The sequence below is a fragment of the Pseudoalteromonas sp. SWXJZ10B genome (assembly GCF_015864475.1).
In the GTDB taxonomy this organism is placed as follows: Bacteria; Pseudomonadota; Gammaproteobacteria; order Enterobacterales; family Alteromonadaceae; genus Pseudoalteromonas; species Pseudoalteromonas arctica.
Window position 1 is genome coordinate 1 of sequence record NZ_JADYXD010000037.1, and the last position, 18398, is coordinate 18398.

General features: G+C 39.4%; 17 protein-coding genes and 1 tRNA gene. 9 read left to right on the forward strand and 9 right to left on the reverse strand.

All coding sequences use genetic code 11. The annotated features are described in order from the left end of the window. Positions 1–116: 116 nt before the first annotated feature. The 4 genes from I6F54_RS19565 to murB all read right to left on the reverse strand — a co-directional run bounded on the left by I6F54_RS19565 (position 117) and on the right by murB (position 3025). Positions 117–192: transfer RNA gene (locus tag I6F54_RS19565), tRNA-Thr, on the reverse strand. Between the two features lie 126 nt (positions 193–318). Further along, on the reverse strand, positions 319–1029 hold the full coding sequence (locus I6F54_RS19570; RefSeq protein WP_197142730.1) for a type III pantothenate kinase: 711 nt from the start codon (positions 1027–1029) through the stop codon (positions 319–321). Beyond that, positions 1026–2018: a bifunctional biotin--[acetyl-CoA-carboxylase] ligase/biotin operon repressor BirA gene (birA, locus tag I6F54_RS19575; RefSeq protein WP_007579893.1), complete on the reverse strand. Its 993-nt coding sequence runs from the start codon at positions 2016–2018 to the stop codon at positions 1026–1028. The genes I6F54_RS19570 and birA overlap by 4 nt, the downstream gene beginning before the upstream one ends. Next, positions 2015–3025, reverse strand: coding sequence for a UDP-N-acetylmuramate dehydrogenase (gene murB, locus I6F54_RS19580; RefSeq protein WP_165729506.1), 1011 nt, complete (start codon positions 3023–3025; stop codon positions 2015–2017). The genes birA and murB overlap by 4 nt, the downstream gene beginning before the upstream one ends. 143 nt (positions 3026–3168) lie before the next feature. On the opposite strand from murB, the gene I6F54_RS19585 reads away from it, so the two are divergent. Then, positions 3169–5010 carry a M1 family metallopeptidase gene (locus I6F54_RS19585; RefSeq protein WP_165729507.1) on the forward strand — a complete coding sequence of 614 codons (1842 nt, stop codon included), beginning with the start codon at positions 3169–3171 and terminating at the stop codon, positions 5008–5010. Between the two features lie 58 nt (positions 5011–5068). On the opposite strand, the gene I6F54_RS19590 is transcribed toward I6F54_RS19585, so the two are convergent. Then, positions 5069–5668, reverse strand: coding sequence for a DUF2057 domain-containing protein (locus I6F54_RS19590; protein WP_121955040.1), 600 nt, complete (start codon positions 5666–5668; stop codon positions 5069–5071). Positions 5669–5760: 92 nt separating this feature from the next. Here I6F54_RS19590 and I6F54_RS19595 point away from each other — a divergent pair, with 92 nt between their 5' ends. From I6F54_RS19595 to I6F54_RS19605, 3 genes are all read left to right on the forward strand, one after another. After that, a complete protein-coding gene (locus I6F54_RS19595; RefSeq protein ID WP_007579887.1) occupies positions 5761–6129 on the forward strand; it encodes a histidine triad nucleotide-binding protein in 369 nt (122 codons plus the stop codon). Positions 6130–6349: 220 nt separating this feature from the next. Further along, a complete protein-coding gene (locus I6F54_RS19600) occupies positions 6350–7006 on the forward strand; it encodes a helix-turn-helix transcriptional regulator (protein ID WP_004334929.1) in 657 nt (218 codons plus the stop codon). A 167-nt stretch (positions 7007–7173) separates the two neighbouring features. Then, positions 7174–9330, forward strand: a complete 2157-nt coding sequence (locus I6F54_RS19605) for a response regulator (protein WP_165729508.1) — start codon at positions 7174–7176, stop codon at positions 9328–9330. 30 nt (positions 9331–9360) lie between these two features. Here the strand turns inward: I6F54_RS19605 and I6F54_RS19610 are convergent, their stop codons facing one another. The 3 genes from I6F54_RS19610 to I6F54_RS19620 all read right to left on the reverse strand — a co-directional run bounded on the left by I6F54_RS19610 (position 9361) and on the right by I6F54_RS19620 (position 12755). Further along, positions 9361–10776, reverse strand: a complete 1416-nt coding sequence (locus I6F54_RS19610; protein WP_165740106.1) for a mannose-1-phosphate guanylyltransferase/mannose-6-phosphate isomerase — start codon at positions 10774–10776, stop codon at positions 9361–9363. Between the two features lie 75 nt (positions 10777–10851). After that, positions 10852–11625: an amidohydrolase gene (locus I6F54_RS19615; RefSeq protein ID WP_165740104.1), complete on the reverse strand. Its 774-nt coding sequence runs from the start codon at positions 11623–11625 to the stop codon at positions 10852–10854. Next, a complete protein-coding gene (locus I6F54_RS19620; RefSeq protein ID WP_165740102.1) occupies positions 11613–12755 on the reverse strand; it encodes a methionine aminotransferase in 1143 nt (380 codons plus the stop codon). The genes I6F54_RS19615 and I6F54_RS19620 overlap by 13 nt, the downstream gene beginning before the upstream one ends. Positions 12756–12863: 108 nt before the next feature. Here I6F54_RS19620 and I6F54_RS19625 point away from each other — a divergent pair, with 108 nt between their 5' ends. The 4 genes from I6F54_RS19625 (at position 12864) to I6F54_RS19640 (ending at position 15909) form a co-directional block, all read left to right on the forward strand. Continuing rightward, positions 12864–13493, forward strand: coding sequence for a methylthioribulose 1-phosphate dehydratase (locus I6F54_RS19625; RefSeq protein ID WP_165729512.1), 630 nt, complete (start codon positions 12864–12866; stop codon positions 13491–13493). Next, positions 13490–14176, forward strand: coding sequence for an acireductone synthase (mtnC, locus tag I6F54_RS19630; RefSeq protein WP_165740100.1), 687 nt, complete (start codon positions 13490–13492; stop codon positions 14174–14176). Before I6F54_RS19625 ends, mtnC begins: the two co-directional genes overlap by 4 nt. Further along, positions 14173–14715: a 1,2-dihydroxy-3-keto-5-methylthiopentene dioxygenase gene (locus I6F54_RS19635; RefSeq protein WP_165740098.1), complete on the forward strand. Its 543-nt coding sequence runs from the start codon at positions 14173–14175 to the stop codon at positions 14713–14715. The genes mtnC and I6F54_RS19635 overlap by 4 nt, the downstream gene beginning before the upstream one ends. 129 nt (positions 14716–14844) lie before the next feature. After that, positions 14845–15909 (forward strand): RelA/SpoT domain-containing protein, encoded by a 1065-nt coding sequence (locus I6F54_RS19640; RefSeq protein WP_101217511.1) that lies wholly within the window; start codon positions 14845–14847, stop codon positions 15907–15909. On the opposite strand, the gene mtnA is transcribed toward I6F54_RS19640, so the two are convergent. Continuing rightward, a complete protein-coding gene (gene mtnA, locus I6F54_RS19645) occupies positions 15898–16926 on the reverse strand; it encodes an S-methyl-5-thioribose-1-phosphate isomerase (protein WP_165729515.1) in 1029 nt (342 codons plus the stop codon). The genes I6F54_RS19640 and mtnA overlap by 12 nt on opposite strands. A 129-nt stretch (positions 16927–17055) precedes the next feature. Here mtnA and mtnK point away from each other — a divergent pair, with 129 nt between their 5' ends. Continuing rightward, positions 17056–18273: an S-methyl-5-thioribose kinase gene (gene mtnK, locus I6F54_RS19650; RefSeq protein ID WP_197120156.1), complete on the forward strand. Its 1218-nt coding sequence runs from the start codon at positions 17056–17058 to the stop codon at positions 18271–18273. Positions 18274–18398 lie beyond the last annotated feature (125 nt).

An 18398-nucleotide genomic window follows, 5' to 3' on the forward strand; every position in this document is an offset into this window, starting at 1 on the left:
GAGCTGGATTCGAACCAGCGAAGGCTGAGCCGTCAGATTTACAGTCTGATCCCTTTGGCCGCTCGGGAACCCCTCCACGATAATTCTCTACTAATTCACTTCCGGTAAAAGGAAAGTGGTGCCGACTAACCGAGTCGAACGGTTGACCTACTGATTACAAGTCAGTTGCTCTACCAGCTGAGCTAAGTCGGCACTGCTTTAGTACGGGGCGAGATATTAGAGTAAGGTTTATTGGGATGCAACAATAAAATTAAAAAAAGTGTAAATTTTTAGTTTAAATGCTCAATATTCACGCGAAAACGCGTTTTTTGCACTTTTTTATACTGTTTCGGTTAATTCGTACCAATAATTCAATCCCTTCATTACGAGCAATGAATCAAAAATACTTCCTGCAAATTGCTGCTGCAATAGTGAGCCATAGCCACCAGCAAAAATAATTTGTGTTGCTTGTTCTGTTTTTTGAGCCGTTAAATTCAGCTTAGCTTGCTCAATTGCCCCGATGGTTGCCACTAAGGCACCGTTTTTTAAACCATTTGGCGTGTTTTTACCCAATTCATTAGTAAACGGTGTTTTACCGTCATCAAAAACACGTTGGGTGTTTTGTGTAAGCGATGAGGTCATTAAATCAAGCCCGGGTAAAATCCAGCCACCTAAATGTAGGCCTTCACTATTGAGCACATCAATTGTTGTCGCAGTACCCGCATCAACAACAATACATACTGTGTTTGGATATAACATAAAGCCTGCAATAAGCGCAAGCCACCTGTCTATGCCTAAGTTACCCACATGCTCGTAAGCGCATACAAGATCTCCAAGCGTTTTGGTTACCTTGGCCTCAAAGCTAGTAATATTATTACTAGCCGCTTGCGCGAGAATATCGTTTAGTAAATCACTGCGCCCTACGCACGCATAAATCACTTCGGTTATTTGTAACCAAGGTAGGTTATTTATATCTGCTGGTTGTGCTTGCTCGTTATGCCACAGCACAGCTTTTAGTGATGTATTTCCTACGTCGATCAGTAATCTCATACTTGCGCCTTTCTGAGGGAGACTTCCCCACCGTAATAACTTTTTACTTCACCATCTTGGCGAATTCGTATTCCACCTTGTGGGTCAATACCTTCGCATATTCCACGCCAGCTTCGGTGTCCTGTATTTAGCTCAACATAATCGCCAGCAAACGCATTAAGCGAATTCCATTGCTCATACATATCTTGTAAGCCAGTTTGGCGATACTGCACTAAACGCTGCTCTAAATGATAAGTAAGTGACGCCACCAGCTGGTTTTTATCAAGCTTTTGAGTATGTTGATTTAAGTCGGTCCACGCTTGGTCTATATGTTGGCTAAAACTCTCAGGCATTTGTAAATTAATACCTATACCAATCACTAACTGACAAGGTCCTTGCGGTTGCCCATCTAATTCAACCAATACACCTGCAAGTTTTTGTTTATTTATATAAATATCGTTAGGCCATTTAAGCTCTACGTCAATTTGGTATAACGCTTTAATTGCATCATAAACAGCAAGGCCTACCGCAATTGATACACCCATTGCAGCTTGAAGCCCGTCATCTAAACGCCAAAAGTAACTGTAATACAGATTAGCGCCAAATGGGGATTGCCAAACACGGCCGCGTCGGCCGCGCCCTGCTTGCTGCATTTCGGCAACAATAACAGTGCCAGACTCAAGCGCTGTTTTAGCCTGTATACGGCGCATAAGCTCGCTGTTGGTCGAATCAATAATAGGGTGTACTTCTACATCGGCAGTATTAGCACCTAGCGCTTTGTAGTGCTGATCAATTTGTGTTTTATTTAAAAGGCCCACCTGACTATTCAAACAGTAGCCTTTGCCAGTCACTTTAAAAATATCCAAGCCCATTTCTTGTAACGTTTTGATATGTTTACTCACCGCAGCTCGGCTAATTCCTAGCTTTTCACCCAAGGCTTGGCCAGATACAAAGCCCCCTTGGTTAAGTGCATTTAAAATAGCGAGTTTGTTTCCATCAGGTGCTTTCATTGCTCAGGCTCCGCGTTAATATGGCATTCGCTGCGCGCATCCATTAAACGTACTTCGTGCTCTAACATAATGTTGTAACGCGTATAAACAACTTGCTGAATGTGTTTAATCATTTTTATTAGGTCACCACCTTCACTATTTCCGTGATTAACAAGTACTAGTGCTTGTTGTTGATGCACTTCTATACCTGCCTCGCGGTGCCCTTTTAAACCACTTTGATCGATTAACCAACCTGCTGCGACCTTGTGATGACTTTGCCCATATTCGTAATGAGGTAAATCTGCAAATTGCTTTAATAGCTCAGCTAACTGCTGGTTGGTTATTATTGGGTTTTTAAAAAAGCTACCCGCATTGGCAAGTGTATATGGGTTAGGTAATTTGCTATTGCGAGTTTGTATTACTTGATCGAATACTGCTTGCGGGGTAATGCTTGAGAGCTGTTGCAGGGGGCCATAACTTAATACTGGTTGCCATTTTTTTGGGAGCGCTAAATGCACTTGCGTGATCACCGCTTTATTTTTGAGAGTATTTTTAAATATTGAGTCTCTGTAAGCAAATTCACATTGCTCGTTATTTAGTGAATGCATAGTTTTAGTGGTTATATCAAAGTACTCTACCAACTCAACAAATTTAGCTATCTCAACGCCATAAGCACCAATATTTTGTACCGGTGATGCGCCAACAGTGCCCGGTATAAGTGCTAGATTTTCAAGCCCGGGTATATTTTTCTCTAATAAATAACTGACTAGTTGATGCCAGTTTTCGCCTGCAGCAATACTTATTAGTGTGTCGCTCTCACGCTCGGTGATTTTAATACCTTTTAAGGCTATTTTTATAACCGTACCCATGTAGTCATTTAAAAATACGGTATTACTGCCCTCGCCTAGCAAACAAAACGGTGCACTAAAACTTTGCGTTTTAAGTTGCTCAAGCTGAGTAATTTCAACAAAATTTTGGCATTGGCTGTTTAATGCGAATGTATGTAAGGAGTGTAATGAATGCGCCACAAAGCTCTCTAAAAATACCGGTAACTAATCGCAATAGTTTACCTCATCGTCGCAAATGTGGCACTAGATTGTAAAAATCACTCAACCCACCGTGTCAATCGTGATATAAAACCAGCACTTTTTTATTTGTGTTCAGAGTAATGATGAAAATTAAACCTCTTTTTTTAAGCCTCGCTATGGCGGGTATGTGTTCGCAAGCAATGGCTAATGCGATTGACCAAAACTCGTATGCTAACCTTGATGATGTTGTTACTACTCACTTAAACCTTGATTTAGATGTCGACTTTGCCGACAAGCAGTTAGAAGGTTTTGTTGAGCATACTCTTCAGTGGAACAACAGCAAAAGCAGAACTCTCGTACTTGATACCCGCGACTTAGACATTGATAAAGTAATGTACAAAGATCAAAGTGGTAACTGGAAAAAGGCGACTTTTGATTTAGCTAAGCGAGATGACGTTAAAGGTTCAAAGCTTACTATTGTGTTTAAAAACCAAGCTGAATTAGTTCGTATTTACTACAACAGTCGTCCAGAAGCATCTGGCCTGCAATGGTTAACACCAGAGCAAACGGCAAGTAAAACGCATCCATTTATGTACAGCCAATCGCAAGCAATTCATGCACGTAGTTGGATCCCAGTGCAAGATACACCCGCAATGCGTGTAACTTACTCTGCACGAATTCATACACCAAAAGATATACGTGCTGTAATGAGTGCCGATAACAAAGATGCGCTTTATAAAGATGGCGACTACATTTTTGATATGCCACAAGCAATTTCACCTTACCTAATTGCTATTGGCGCAGGTAACTTAGAATTTAAAGCAATGTCGCACCAAACGGGCATATTTGCTGAGCCTACAATTTTAGATGCCTCAGTTGCTGAATTTGACGACACTCAAGCCATGATCGACAAAACAAACGCCATGTACGGCGAATATGCATGGGGTCGCTACGACTTATTAATGCTACCGCCAAGTTTTCCGTTTGGTGGCATGGAAAACCCACGCTTATCATTTATAACCCCAACGGTTGTTGCCGGTGATAAAAGCTTAGTTAACCTTATTGCCCATGAGCTTGCTCATTCTTGGTCAGGTAACTTAGTAACTAACGCAACGTGGGAAGATTTATGGTTAAACGAAGGTTTTACCTCGTACGTTGAAAACCGCATTATGGAAGAAGTATTTGGTCGTGACCGTGCGGTTATGGAACAAGCACTTGATTCAGCGTCTTTACGCGCACAAATTAAAACAATTGATGCACCAGATACACGCCTTAATTTAAAGCTTAATGGCCGCGACCCAGACGATGCGTTTAGCTCAGTGCCTTACACTAAAGGTCAGTTATTTTTAATCTATCTAGAAAACAAATATGGCCGCGATAAGTTTGACCCGTTCGTAAAAGCGTACTTTAAAGAGTTTTCGTTTAAATCACTTACTACCGCGCAATTTGTTACTTACTTAAAAGCTAACTTAATTGAGAAGTACCCTGGTGTTGTAAGTATGGATAAAGTAAACGAATGGATTTTTGAGCCTGGCTTACCAAGTGATGCGCCAAACCCTACTTCTGATGCATTTGATAAAGTAGATACTGCAACAGCAGCATGGTTGAAAGGCGACACAACAGCAGCTCAACTACCAACGGCTGATTGGTCTGTACATGAGTGGCTACACTTTTTAAATAACTTACCACGCGATTTAAGCATAGAGAAAATGAGCGAGCTTGATAGTGAATTTAACCTAACGCAATCAACTAACGCTGAACGTGCGTTTGCTTGGTTTATGCTAGCAGTAGGTAATGGTTATCAACCAATTTATCCTGCGCTTAATAAGCACTTATCAGGTATTGGCCGTCGTAAGTTAATTGTGCCGTTATATAAATCACTTATCACTAACGGTAAAAAAGACTGGGCACAAAGCGTGTACTTAAAAGCACGCCCTGGGTATCACCCTCTTGCGCAAGGTACTATTGACGCATTATTTGAATAAATAGCGTTAACTAGAAACTAAAAAGGGCCAAATTTGGCCCTTTTGTTTTTCTGTTATTTTACTTTGTTACTTTTTCTAAAAAAGCTTTACGCTCTGCAGTTGTGGCTTGTTGCCACCAAAAATCAAGCATTTGCGGCGCACTTGGCATTCCTTTACCTGTAATTGGTGCTATCGGCTTTATCGGCTGACTAGGACGTGAAGGTCCTGCAGGCAATGTATTTTGCATTACCGGTTTATTGCTTGCTAGTTGCGTGTTAGAAATAACACTTAAAGGCTTAGCAACAGCGCTACTTTTTGCTTTTAAACTAACTTGTGGTGCTTCTGCAAATACTTTTGCAGATACTGCATTTTCAGCACGATTAAACACTAAGGTATAATCTTTACCTGCTTCAACAGTTACACTTACCCAAAATGGTTCCGACTCCACAACTTCGTGCGTGTCATAATCATCTTCATATAAATCGGTGTACTTTAGCCTAAGCTGATAAGTTCCGGGAGCAAGCTCTACATCATCAATACGACTAAACAAAGAGCTTTCTAGCATTTTATCGCCCACTTGCAGTGGTACAAATTCTTCTGGAAAGTGAATATTCTCAGCATTAGCCGAAAAACTAAGTAGTAATGCAACTGCACTACTTATTAAAATTGGTTTAAGCATATTAACTCCTTTATTTGATTTCAGTTTGACACTGCTTTGAAAGTTTGTCATTAGTGAGCTTAAAATTCACAACACTTAATTAGGAACACACTATGAGCCAAGAAACTATTTTTACCAAAATCATTAATCGTGAAATCCCGGCAGATATTATTTACGAAGATGAAAACACTCTCGCATTTAAAGATATAAACCCACAAGCGCCATTTCATGTGTTAATTATCCCAAAAAAAGCAATTGCTACTATAAATGATATAAATCCTGAAAACTCACATTTAGTAGGCAACTTATACGTAGTTGCAGCTAAATTAGCTAAGCAACATAATTTTGCTGAGGACGGATACCGCGTAGTTATGAACTGTAACGAACATGGTGGGCAAACTGTTTATCACATACATTTACACATGCTTGGCGGTAAAGAAATGGGCTGGCCACCTTATCAAAATGTAAAAAAAGTAAAATAATTAAAAGTTTTTATTAAATTGTTCCACTCAATTAATTAGTTACAAATGTTATGATTTTTCATAGTTATAAAGAATAAATAGTTACTTATTTGCAACATTTTGTGTTTAAATAATCGTAATATCGTATTTGTTATTGAGTACATCAGCGATTTTCTAATACAAAAGGTGTGGAAGTCGTGGTAAACTTAGTCAGTCAGCTTTATAAAAGAGTATAAAAAACATGAGCAGTTCAGCCTTTTTGTTATTAGATCAAGAGCCAATTAACACTATTGGTATTAACGTTTTAGAACCTTTGTTAAAAACGCAAGGCCTTGACGTAACCACAGGTACTAATATTTTAGACATACCTGAAGGGACTCGACTTTTGTTTATTGAAACATCAAGCAAGGATGCATGGGGAAAACTAAAAGAACAACTAGTAAACCTACGTATTAAATGCGATATCATATTATTTAATTTAGACGAAAACCCTGAGCTTGCTAATCGTGCATTGTTAAGCGGTATTCGTGGCGTATTTTACACAACAGATAACGCCGATGTATTAATGAAAGGTATTCGCTTACTACTTGAAGATCAACTTTGGTACCGTCGCGATATTATGTGTAATGCATTAAATCGTATGCTGCAATTTAATAAAGATGCGCTGCATAAACTAACCGAAGGTGATATTGAGCCTGTTAAACTTACTAAGCGAGAAAAAGCAATAATCTCACTAATGAGTAAAGGTTCCAAAAATAAAGAGATCGCAGAAGATTTAAGTATTAGTCCACATACTGTTAAAACACATTTATACAGCGCATTTAGAAAAACCAAATGTCGTAACCGTATTGAACTTCTATCGTGGGCACAACAAAATATCCCTGATGAAATTCGTTAATCAAATATTTAGTTTAAATTTAAAAGCAGACACTTAGGTGTCTGTTTTTGTATGTGTTACACACTTATTTAATACCAATTTGCTTGCCTAAGTGATCTGTTTTGATAATTGGTATAAGTGTATACTTTTGATAATCTTAGTTTAATAGCTACTTTGCTGGAATATTAATGCTCGACTCCTTCACTCTTTATTTTGCCAGCATCGCCATCATGGTCGTAATGACCTTACTTAACTTTTTGACATGGCGAACAAACAAACAAATATCGGGCACGCTGCTATACATTTTTTATCCCATATTGCTATTAGGCTCTGTTATTGGCTTTACTCTTGTTGGTGATACACATAATTTAGTAATTATTAGCGCTGCCAGTAGCATGATGTTTGCCGCATCAATAGTGCACTGCCTTTCACTTAGTCAATTTTTAAATTATCGCGGTATTGGTTTTAAATTACTCTGCTCAGTGACCGCTTTTTGCACTGTAATGCTTGGCTATTACACCTTTTTTGACCCATCTTTACACGAAAGAGTGATTGCATCCGATATACAACACATAGCAGAAGCCGGTTTTTTACTGTTTATATTTATTAAGTGTGCACGCAAACCCTATCCTAATGGCAGTATTGTATACATAACCATTTTAACGCTTGTTGCTTTAAGCTTTATTGGCCGCTCGTTATTTATGGATAACATTGAACAAAAAAATCTTTTAGTAAACGGCTGGTTTAGCTCTTTGCTATTTTTAAATGGCGTGATTGCACCCATGTTTTATGCTGCAGGTATGGCGTTATTATGTAATGAGCGCAGAGAGCAGCACCTCAATAAATTAGCCGATAAAGCACAAAAAGATTTAGAAATACGCGGGCTCTTTTTATCAACTATAAGCCACGAAATTCGCACGCCGCTAAACGGTATTTTAGGCAGCGCCCAACTTGTTATGAACCAAACAAGTGATACCCGCAATAAAGCCTATTGCGAAGCGATTATAAATTCTGCCGAATCACTTAACTTATTGGTAGATAAGGTCCTTGATTACGCGAGCCTAGATCAAAGTGACGAAGCGCTTTACGAAGAAGATGTAGAGTTTAAAACATGGCTTAATAATTTATGTTTATTACTAAGCCCTCTCGCCGAGCAAAAGCAACTCAAGTTTGAACTAATATGTAATATTCCTGAGCAAGCCTGTTATTACTGCGACCAGCAAAAACTTAGGCAAATAATTATTAATTTAGTGGGTAATGCCATTAAGTTTACAGACCACGGAACCGTTAAAATTCAGGTTGATTTAGTATTAGAAAAACAACTTGAGCACACTATAAAAATTAGTGTCAAAGATTCAGGGCCAGGTATAGAAAATGATGAGATAGCCTACTTAACAGAACCTTATGTACAAAGTAGTGCAGGAAAAGAGAAAGGCGGAACCGGCCTTGGTTTAGCTATTACCAGTCGCCTGCTTGAAAAGCTCAGTAGCCGACTCGAAATAGCCAGCCAGCTTGGTACTGGTAGTGTATTTAGCTTTACCGTTACTTTTACTTTAGGTGAATTAAGCCTTGTAGAGCAGCGCCATCAAACTAAAGATTACTTAACAGGTCTTAATGTACTACTGGTTGAAGATTTAGATTTAAATCAAAAAATTGCTATAGAATTTATGGCCGACGATGAACACAAAATTAAGCTCGCAAAAGATGGGAAAAGCGCCATAGAGCTCATGCAAGCTCACCACTTCGATGTTGTTTTGCTTGATATGAATCTACCTGATTTAACAGGCCAAGAAGTACTTAAACGTCTAAAACGCATTGATCATAAAAATCAACGAACTCCAGTACTCGCATTTACTGCAAGCCTTAGCCCAGACGAAGTAAAAGAGTATTTAGAATTAGGAATAAAAGACATTGTAGGCAAGCCTATTAAGCACGAAAAGCTTCGCCAAGCACTTAGCGACTCTCAATCTAATCAAACTGCGAGTATTGCAGTAGAGCTTATTGATACGTTGTATGACAAAACAGCGGCCGAAACACTCACCAGCTCGTTTAGTGAAGATGAAGTATCGTCGATTTATAATGAGTTTGTGCTTTCGGCGCGTAACAAGCTAATTCGCTGTCAAAAGCTTATTGATCAACAACCAGAGCAATGCATTAAGCTTTTACATCGCCAAGCAAGTACCGCTCTGCAACTTGGTTTTAATCGCTATGGTATTGAGCTGAAAAAAATAGAACGTCGTTTACTCGATAAAAAGCCACACAACGATATGCTTGATGAAGCGTTAGATCTGTGGCAACGCAGCTTAGAGCAATATTTAAAGTTTGTGCGTGGGCAGTTAGAGTAATAGTGAATTAGCTTTAAAAATAGCTAATTATTAGCCTCTTCCATATTTATCATCAAATCGCTCTATATCGCTTTCATCAAGTACAGCACCGGTTTGCACTTCAATGACAATTAACGGCTCTTTTTGATTATTAGCCAAGCTATGAATTTGTTTTGCGGCGATATAACACGATTGGTCGTGCGTTAGCGTATGCGCTTGCTCATTAATACACACATCTGCAATACCCGAAACCACAACCCAATGTTCAGCACGATGCTGATGGCGCTGCGTCGAAAGCTTAGCACCGCTATTAACAGTAATTTTTTTAACTTTAAAGCCAGTGCCTTCAACCAAAGTACGGTAATTCCCCCATGGGCGAAAAACCACTTGATGATGGTTAAGTTTATCGGCCTGTGTTGTAGCAATTTGCTTAAGCAACAAAGGCAAAGAATCTAGCTCATTTTGGTTTGCAATTAACGTGGCATCATGAGTATGAATAATTGCTAAATTGCTTACTCCAAGCGTGGCAATAGTGTGTTCAGTCTCGTTAATAACTAAGTTATTAGTGCTTTTTTGAGCCATATAATTAGCATTTAAGCTATTACCGTTTTCATCTTTTTTTGTAAGCGCATCAAGGGATGAAAAACTACCTACATCACTCCATTTTAAATCAACAGGCATAACAACTACGTTATTACTGCGCTCTAAAATAGCGTAATCAATTGAATCGCTTGGGCAGTGCTCAAGCGCACTATTGCTTGGGCGGGTAAACCCTAAATCTTTAGTAAATTGTGTTGCTGCAGCGACACTCGTTGCTATTTTTGGCGCAAACCGCTCGAGCTCTTTTAAATAGGTCGCTGGGGTAAATAAAAACATGCCGCTATTCCAGCTATAACCACCTTGAGCTAAATAACGGTTCGCTGTATCTAAGTCAGGCTTTTCTTTAAATTGAGCAACATCGTAACAACCCGTTCCAGCAATAGCCGCGCCTTGTTTTATATAGCCATAACCAGTATGCGGTTCTGTAGGAGTAATCGAAAATGTAACTAGCTTTCCTTGCGCAGCAAGTTTTACAGCTTCAGGGAGCTTAGCTGTTAATACATCAAAGTTTTTAATATGATGATCGGCAGGCATCACTAATAGCGGACCGGTAATCCCATTTTGCAGTGCATAGTGGGCGGCTAATGCGATGGCAGGAGCGGTATTTTTACCTTTGGGTTCGAGTAATAATGCAGTAGGAATTGAGCTTGCAGCTTGCTCGGCGGCAATAAATCGGTGCTGCTCATTACACACTAAAATAGCATTATCAAACAACTCATTAGAAACACGCGCCAATGTACTTTGCAGTAATGACGTGTTTTCATTTAGTAGTGGTAAAAATTGTTTAGGCATTGCTTGGCGAGAAAGCGGCCACAAGCGAGAGCCTATGCCACCAGCTAAAATTACAGGAGTGATTAAAGTGTTCATAATGTATATTAGCCGCCAACAAAAATATCTGCGACTATTTTAACACTTTATTGGCTCTGCGCTAAATTAACGTGTCTATATTAATGTAAAAGGGTCTGCATCTAAATAGGCAGGAAACGCTGCTTTAAACTCATCCAGTGGTGCTTTTTCAAGTGTGATAGTAACTAGTTGCTCTGCGTCATCTTGCGCTTTAGTTAACGCATCGCCTTTGAAGTCGTATACTGCGGTACCGCCATTGTGCGCCACACCATTACCGTCGTCACCCACACGATTAACGCCTACTACGTAACACAGGTTTTCCATTGCACGCGCCATAAGTAACGTATCCCAAATATGGCGGCGCACAGCAGGCCAGTTTGCTACGTTTATCATTACATCGTAGTCGTTATTATTACGTTGAAATACCGGAAAGCGCAGGTCGTAACATACCTGCGGTAATAGTTTAAAACCATTGATTTCAAAAACTTTGCGTGCTTGCCCTGCTACAACGTAGTCACCCTCACTGCCTAAGCGAAATAAATGGCGCTTATCGTAATAACTCACCTCTCCATCGGGTTTTACCCAATAAAACCGATTTGCTTTTTTATCGCCTTGTGCAACAAGTACCGAACCCGCAATAAACGCATTATGTTTATGAGCCTGCGCCTTTAACCACGTCAGTACTTTACCGTTTTCGGGCTCTGCACAATCTAAATTAATAGCAAAGCCAGTCGAGAATGTTTCGGGCAATAAAATAAGATCGGGCTGATGCGTAATTGACTCAAGCTGCTTATTAAACATGGCTAAATTAGCATCTTTATCAAGCCAATAAAGCGAGCTTTGCAATGCTGTAATGGTTAAAGTTGACATAATATTTGCGCAGCCTCTATGAGAGTGTTGTCGTTTTTAGCAAAGCATAAACGAATGACTTTGTCGGTTGGTGGATTTTGATAAAAAACACTTAACGGAATAGCCGCAACAGCGGCTTGCTCAACTAACCAGTGGCAAAAATCAACATCGTTTAAATCCGATACATCGCTGTAATCTAACAATAAAAAGTAAGTGCCCTGGCTAGGTAAAATTTTAAAACGGCTGTTACTTAAATGACTCGCTAATAAGTCGCGTTTTTGCTGATAAAACCCACTTAGCTCATCTATATGCTCGCCTTGCTGCTCGAGCATATCGGCAAGCGCATGCTGTGCGGGGGTAAAACTTGAAAACGTAACGTACTGATGAATTTTTCTAAATTCGACAGCTAAATCTGCAGGTGCAATACAGTAACCCATTTTCCAGCCCGTGCTGTGAAACGTTTTACCAAAACTCGATACAACAAAGCTTTTGGCAAATAATTCATCATCGCGTAATACGCTTAAATGCGGTTGTTCATCAAACGTAATGTGCTCATATACCTCATCGCTTATTACATACAAATTGTGAGTACCAACTAACTCTTTAAGCGCTTTTATATCTTGTGGCTGTAATATTTTACCGCTTGGGTTATGAGGCGTATTAATAATAATTGCACGGGTATTTTTAGTAATTGCTTGGCTTACTACTTGCCAATCAATAGTGTAATTTGGCGCACTTAAAGCAATGTGTACTGACTTTCCACCAGCGAGTTCAATTGCCGGTTGGTAAGAGTCATATGCAGGGTCAAATACAATCACTTCATCACTTGGGCGCACAATTGTTTGAATAGCCACAAACAATGCCTCTGTTGCACCTGAGGTAACAGTAACTTGATCAGCTGCGTTGATATCAGCTGCATATTTGCGCTTTGCTAAATCAGCAATTTGTTGCTGTAATCGTGGTACACCACTTGAAGGTGAATATTGATTAACGCCCTGCTGCACATAATAATTTAACTGCGTTTTTAAAAGATCAGGAGCATCAAACTCAGGAAAGCCTTGAGAGAGATTAATTGCCGAAAACTCATTAGCCAACCCGCTCATTTGGCTAAATATACTAACGCCTAAATTTGGTAATTTACTTTCAAACACGTGATGCCCTTAATGATGGTTTTGCGCTTAAAGCGATGCTATCATTGCTTAAAATAGAAGTATAGCCGTCTAAAAACAATTAACTTTACGCTCATTAGTGAGGAATGTATGCAAAACAATACCGCTATTTCACAACTTATTGAAGCCGGAAAATGGGTTAGCCAAAAAGGCTGGGTACCCGCAACAGGTGGAAACTTTTCAGCTCGTACTAGCACTGGCTTTGTTGTTACAGCAAGTGGGCACGATAAAGGCTCACTGACGCAAGAGCATTTTTTGCAATTAGATCACCAAGGCGAGCGCCTAGCAGGAGCTGTAAAGCCATCGGCAGAAACACAATTACACCTAAGTTTGTATCAGCTTATACCTGATGCACAGTGTGTTTTGCATACTCACTCTGTAGCCGCCACCATACTGTCGCAAATTACCCAAAGGCATCAGCTTGATTTAACAGGCTATGAAATGCAAAAAGCACTGAGCGGCTTTACTTCGCATTTAGAAACGCTGAGCATTCCTATTTTCGATAACGATCAAGATATTGACCGATTAAGCCTGCTGGTCAGTGACCATCATTTACATACACCAATAGAGCATGGCGTACTTATACGTGGTCATGGCTTATATGCTGTAGGGCGCAATATTGATGAAGTTCGCCGCCACCTAGAAGCCTTAGAGTTTTTATTTAGTTGCGAACTAGAGCGCCTAAAAATAATAGGTATTCAAGCGGGAGTAACTAAATGATTAAAGCCATTTTAACCGACATCGAAGGTACAATAACCCGCATCTCGTTTGTTAAAGAGGTGCTGTTTCCTTACGCGGCAAAGCAATTACCTACCTTTGTACGTGCCAATGCTAATAAGCCAGATGTAGCTGAGCAAATTAGTGCCGTAAAAGCCCTTATCGAAAAGCCAAACGCCAATATAGAAGAAGTCATTACCACCTTACTTACCTGGATTGATGAAGATAAAAAAATCACTCCACTTAAGCAGTTACAAGGCTTAATCTGGCAAACAGGGTATGAACACGGTGATTTTAAAGGTCATTTATACCCAGATGCATTTGATTTTTTACAAGCTCAACACAACAACGATATTACTTTGTATGTGTACTCGTCAGGGTCGGTAAAAGCGCAGCAGCTACTTTTTAAATACAGTGATTATGGCGACATTCGCAGCTTGTTTACTGACTTTTTTGACACCAAAGTTGGCGCAAAACAAGAGCAAACAGCCTATAACACTATTGTTGATCTGTTACCGTTTAAAGCAGCAGAAATACTCTTTTTAAGTGATGTAGCCGGCGAGCTTGATGCCGCGCAAGCTGCGGGCATAAAAACATTACATTTAATTCGTGATGGGCAAGCAAACACCAAAACACATCCTTATATTAATGACTTTAGCCAATTTAAATTGGAGCAATTAGTATGAGCCAATTAACAGTGTATGCCGACAACAATGCAAACAAAGCACTTGTAAGCACATCAAATGCTGATGATATTGCAAAGCAACTAGCTAAAGTAAACGTACGTTTTGAACAGTGGCAAGCAAATGCAGATATTAATGAGCACACCACCCATGAGCAAATTATTAGTGCGTACAAAAACGATATAGATCGGTTAAAAACTGAAAATGGCTATCAAACAGTAGACGTTATATCTCTAGCTAAAGGTAATCCTGCCTCATCAGAGCTGCGCAAAAAGTTTTTATTTGAACATACTCATAGTGAAGACGAAGTACGTTTTTTTGTAAAAGGCCAAGGGCTATTTTGCCTACATTTAGACAATAAGGTTTATCAGGTACTTTGCCAACAAGGCGATTTAATTTCAGTGCCTGAACTTACCCCGCATTGGTTTGATATGGGAAGCGCTCCTGAGTTTACTGCCATTCGCTTATTTAACAATACAGAGGGCTGGGTAGCAAAAAGTACTGACTCGTCTATTGCAGAGCAATTTCCCTTACTCGATTAATAAAGCTCAGTGCACGCATGCCTAAACTATATTTTCTATAAGCGTATTTATGCAATTTGCAGGATGACTTCAATCACTTAACTCTGTAATATTATTTTAGCAATGCAGCTGATAAAGAGTAACTTTCCAATGGTGAACGAACAATATCAAAAGTCTAAACAACAACTAGCCTACTCACGTAAGCAAGTTGAAAAGGCTGGTCGTATTTTTCGTAAAAATGAAGGTGATTTTGACTTTGCAATAGAGGTTGTACAAAACTATCGTGCAGCACATTTATATCCGCTGACTATTATTAAAAACCTCGTATGGAAACATGTAAAAAAGCTTCATTTGCTAGAATCGGCGACTATAGTTAGACGCTTAAAGCGCTTGCCAACTATTATAGATAAGTTACAAAGAGCCTCGTTGGATGGTAAAAGTGAAAACGCAATAAATCTGAAGCGAATGCACGACATAGGTGGCTGCCGAGTAATCTTAGATAATCTAGAGCATCTATATCAACTCAACGCAAGTTTAGATTCGAGTAGAGCAGTTCATAGCGTTAAATCATATGATTATATTGAAAACCCAAAAGCGACAGGCTATAGAGGTATTCATCGTGTTTATAAAAGTTATAACAATTTAAAATCTCACGATTATAAAGGCTTTCAAATTGAAGTACAGTTACGCACTAGGCTTCAGCACCTTTGGGCTACTACTGTTGAAATTGTAGATATTATTGAAAAAGAAACACTAAAAACCAATCCCCAAGCAGCCGACACAGATTGGAAGCGATTATTTTTTATCATGGGTGAGTTTCTTGCAGTCAAAGATGGTTCAAATCAATTAAGTTCACAACAATCGCAGACCTTTGTTGATGAGCTTTCGGCACTAAATAAAAAGCTAGCCGCATTTCATAAGCTTGATGCATTTAATCGCGCATTCCAAGTTGACGAAATTAAAAATAAATCGAAAGATACAGGCTTTGCTTTACTCGTTCACAACACAGAAACACAAATGGGTCGAGTCTTTTTATATGCAGAAAATAAAAAGCAAGAAGCTCTAACGCATTACGCCGAACAAGAAAAACAAACTCACAATAACGTGCTTCTAGTTGCAGGGAGCGACTTGAAATCAATAGAAAAAGCCTACCCCAACTACCTAAATAGTACCTCTGAGTTTCTTTCAGAATTCAGTCGCATATTATTGAGTTAGCTCTTTAAGTTTACCCATTAATACTTGTTGCTGGTTATACACACCCGTATCTAACACCCACCCTGTGACCAGTTTTGCCGGCGTTATATCAAATGCAGGGTTATACACATTAGCATTAGTGGGCGCCCATAAAGCCTCACCAAAGCTACCGCTAACTCCGCGCACTTCTTGAGGATTACGTTGCTCTATTTCTATATCATTACCACACGCGGTGTTGGTATCAAGCGTGGTAATAGGCGCAACTACATAAAATGGAATGTTATGGAAATACGCAAGTACGGCTAAATTATAGGTGCCCACTTTATTGGCAAAATCACCATTGGCAGCAATACGATCAGCCCCTACCACTATTTTATCCACCTTACCTGCAGCCATTAAACTCGCCGCCATATTATCGCAAATTAGAGTGTAAGGTATTTTCCAGCGCTCAAGCTCAAAGGCAGTTAAGCGACCGCCTTGTAATAATGGTCGTGTTTCATCAACCCACACATGTACGTTGCCATATTTTTGCTGCGCTTTGTAAATAACACCTAGTGCAGTACCAATACCAGCGGTTGCAAGCGCCCCTGTATTACAATGGGTTAATATGTTGTCGCCACTATTTATAAGTTCGGCGCCACGGCTTGCCATTCGCTCACACAGCTCAATATCTTCAATAAACAACCGCTCAGCTGTGGTAACAATACCGGCAACATAACCGCTTTGCGTTAAAGCTTTACGCAATGCAGCCATACAATGCATTAAATTAACCGCCGTTGGGCGAGTGGCTTCTAGCTCATTGATTGCTTTTTCAAGCTCACCTTTAACTACCCCTTGCTCAGCTAAATACGCCACTAACAAGCTCGCGCTTAAACCAATAAGTGGAGCTCCACGTACTTTTAAACTAATGATCAGCTCTTTCATGGTTTCTACATCATGGCATTGATGCCATACCTGCTGGTGAGGTAGTAAATATTGGTCGAGCACACTAAGCGACCCGTTTTCATATTTTAAACTGCTTGCGATTAAATTTTGCATAATGCTTAAGGTATTAAAAATGCGTAACGTTATTTTACACCACTTTGAATAACTCTCAAGTTGGACTTGTAGACATCTAAACATTTAAAGGTATAGAATGCTTAAAAGCTGATTTTTGAGATTTAAACCATGACTAACTATGTTGCTTTTAATGCACAGCGCGCTATCGATTATGTATCGACATTAATTGAATCTAAACAATGTAATTTTTTTGCTCCCGGACAAGCCTTATCGGCATATGAGTTTGGTGATGGCAATCTTAATTTAGTATTTAGAATTACTGATGAGCAAAACAATAGTGTTATTTTAAAGCAAGCTCTGCCTTATGCGCGTTGCGTGGGTGAGTCGTGGCCATTAACGCTTGATAGAGCTCGTATAGAAGCACAAGTTTTGCTTAATCATGGCGCTATTTGCCCAACTTATACTGCTAGGGTTTTACATTATAGTGAAATGCAAGCACTGACTATTTTAGAAGATTTAGGTAATTTACAAATACTGCGAACTGCACAAAATAATGCTGAGCAATTTCCTAAATTAGCGCAGCACGTAGCGACCTACTTAAGCCATACTGGTTTTTATAATTCAGATTTTTATTTAACCGCACAAACTAAAAAAGCGCTCGTTAGCCAATTTACTAACCCTGAGCTTTGCCAAATCACTGAAGACTTATTTTTTAGCGATCCGTACATTGAGCACGAACGCAATAACTACCCAAAGCAACTACAAAGCGAAGTTGATGCAATACACAAGAACAGCGCATTAAAGTTAGAAATAGCAAAATTAAAAGCTAATTTTTTATCTAACCCGCAAACATTACTCCATGGTGATATGCATAGCGGCAGTATTTTTGTTGATTGTAATAATACAAAGATGATCGATCCTGAGTTTGGTTTTTTTGGTCCTACTGGGTTCGATATTGGCTCTTTTATTGGTAATTTACTTTTAAATTACTGCGCACAATACGGGCATATTGAAGATTTTTTGACTCGTCGTAATTATCAAACCCACTTATTAAGCACCCTTGTTGAATGCTATACCTTATTTGAACAACATTGGCTTACGCTTATAAATGAGCACACTACTGAAGTTGCGCTAAAGGTTACAGGCTACAGTGAATACTTTATAAAAGGGGTATTACAAGACGCCATTGGTTACTGTGGTGCTGAGTTAATTAGGCGCACCATAGGGCTCGCACATGTAACCGATATAGATAGTATTGGTGATGATAAGGCGCGTCTTATAGTGCAAAAACAAACATTAGCACTAGGCGAGCAACTTATTTTGAATGCCCACACGTGCAACAACAAAGAAGCATTTTTTAGTTTATTAATAAGCCAATTAAATTAAAAAACACTAAAAAAGGCGCTATTAGCTGTCTCTTGATCACAAGTCTGGCTCAAGAGATTTTGCTAAATCGTAGCCTTCCAGGATGGCTTGTAACTTAAGCCATCCTTGCCATAACACTTTCACAG

What these genes read in the sequence shown, in the direction of transcription:
- mtnK (WP_197120156.1), top strand. Translation starts at nt 17,056, where the DNA reads ATGACTAACTATGTTGCTTTTAATGCACAGCGCGCTATCGATTATGTA.
- I6F54_RS19635 (WP_165740098.1), top strand. Translation starts at nt 14,173, where the DNA reads ATGAGCCAATTAACAGTGTATGCCGACAACAATGCAAACAAAGCACTT.
- I6F54_RS19605 (WP_165729508.1), top strand. Translation starts at nt 7,174, where the DNA reads ATGCTCGACTCCTTCACTCTTTATTTTGCCAGCATCGCCATCATGGTC.
- I6F54_RS19640 (WP_101217511.1), top strand. Translation starts at nt 14,845, where the DNA reads ATGGTGAACGAACAATATCAAAAGTCTAAACAACAACTAGCCTACTCA.
- mtnA (WP_165729515.1), bottom strand. Translation starts at nt 16,926, where the DNA reads ATGCAAAATTTAATCGCAAGCAGTTTAAAATATGAAAACGGGTCGCTT.
- I6F54_RS19615 (WP_165740104.1), bottom strand. Translation starts at nt 11,625, where the DNA reads ATGTCAACTTTAACCATTACAGCATTGCAAAGCTCGCTTTATTGGCTT.
- I6F54_RS19595 (WP_007579887.1), top strand. Translation starts at nt 5,761, where the DNA reads ATGAGCCAAGAAACTATTTTTACCAAAATCATTAATCGTGAAATCCCG.
- I6F54_RS19585 (WP_165729507.1), top strand. Translation starts at nt 3,169, where the DNA reads ATGAAAATTAAACCTCTTTTTTTAAGCCTCGCTATGGCGGGTATGTGT.
- I6F54_RS19600 (WP_004334929.1), top strand. Translation starts at nt 6,350, where the DNA reads ATGAGCAGTTCAGCCTTTTTGTTATTAGATCAAGAGCCAATTAACACT.
- I6F54_RS19625 (WP_165729512.1), top strand. Translation starts at nt 12,864, where the DNA reads ATGCAAAACAATACCGCTATTTCACAACTTATTGAAGCCGGAAAATGG.
- I6F54_RS19610 (WP_165740106.1), bottom strand. Translation starts at nt 10,776, where the DNA reads ATGAACACTTTAATCACTCCTGTAATTTTAGCTGGTGGCATAGGCTCT.
- mtnC (WP_165740100.1), top strand. Translation starts at nt 13,490, where the DNA reads ATGATTAAAGCCATTTTAACCGACATCGAAGGTACAATAACCCGCATC.
- birA (WP_007579893.1), bottom strand. Translation starts at nt 2,018, where the DNA reads ATGAAAGCACCTGATGGAAACAAACTCGCTATTTTAAATGCACTTAAC.
- I6F54_RS19590 (WP_121955040.1), bottom strand. Translation starts at nt 5,668, where the DNA reads ATGCTTAAACCAATTTTAATAAGTAGTGCAGTTGCATTACTACTTAGT.
- I6F54_RS19570 (WP_197142730.1), bottom strand. Translation starts at nt 1,029, where the DNA reads ATGAGATTACTGATCGACGTAGGAAATACATCACTAAAAGCTGTGCTG.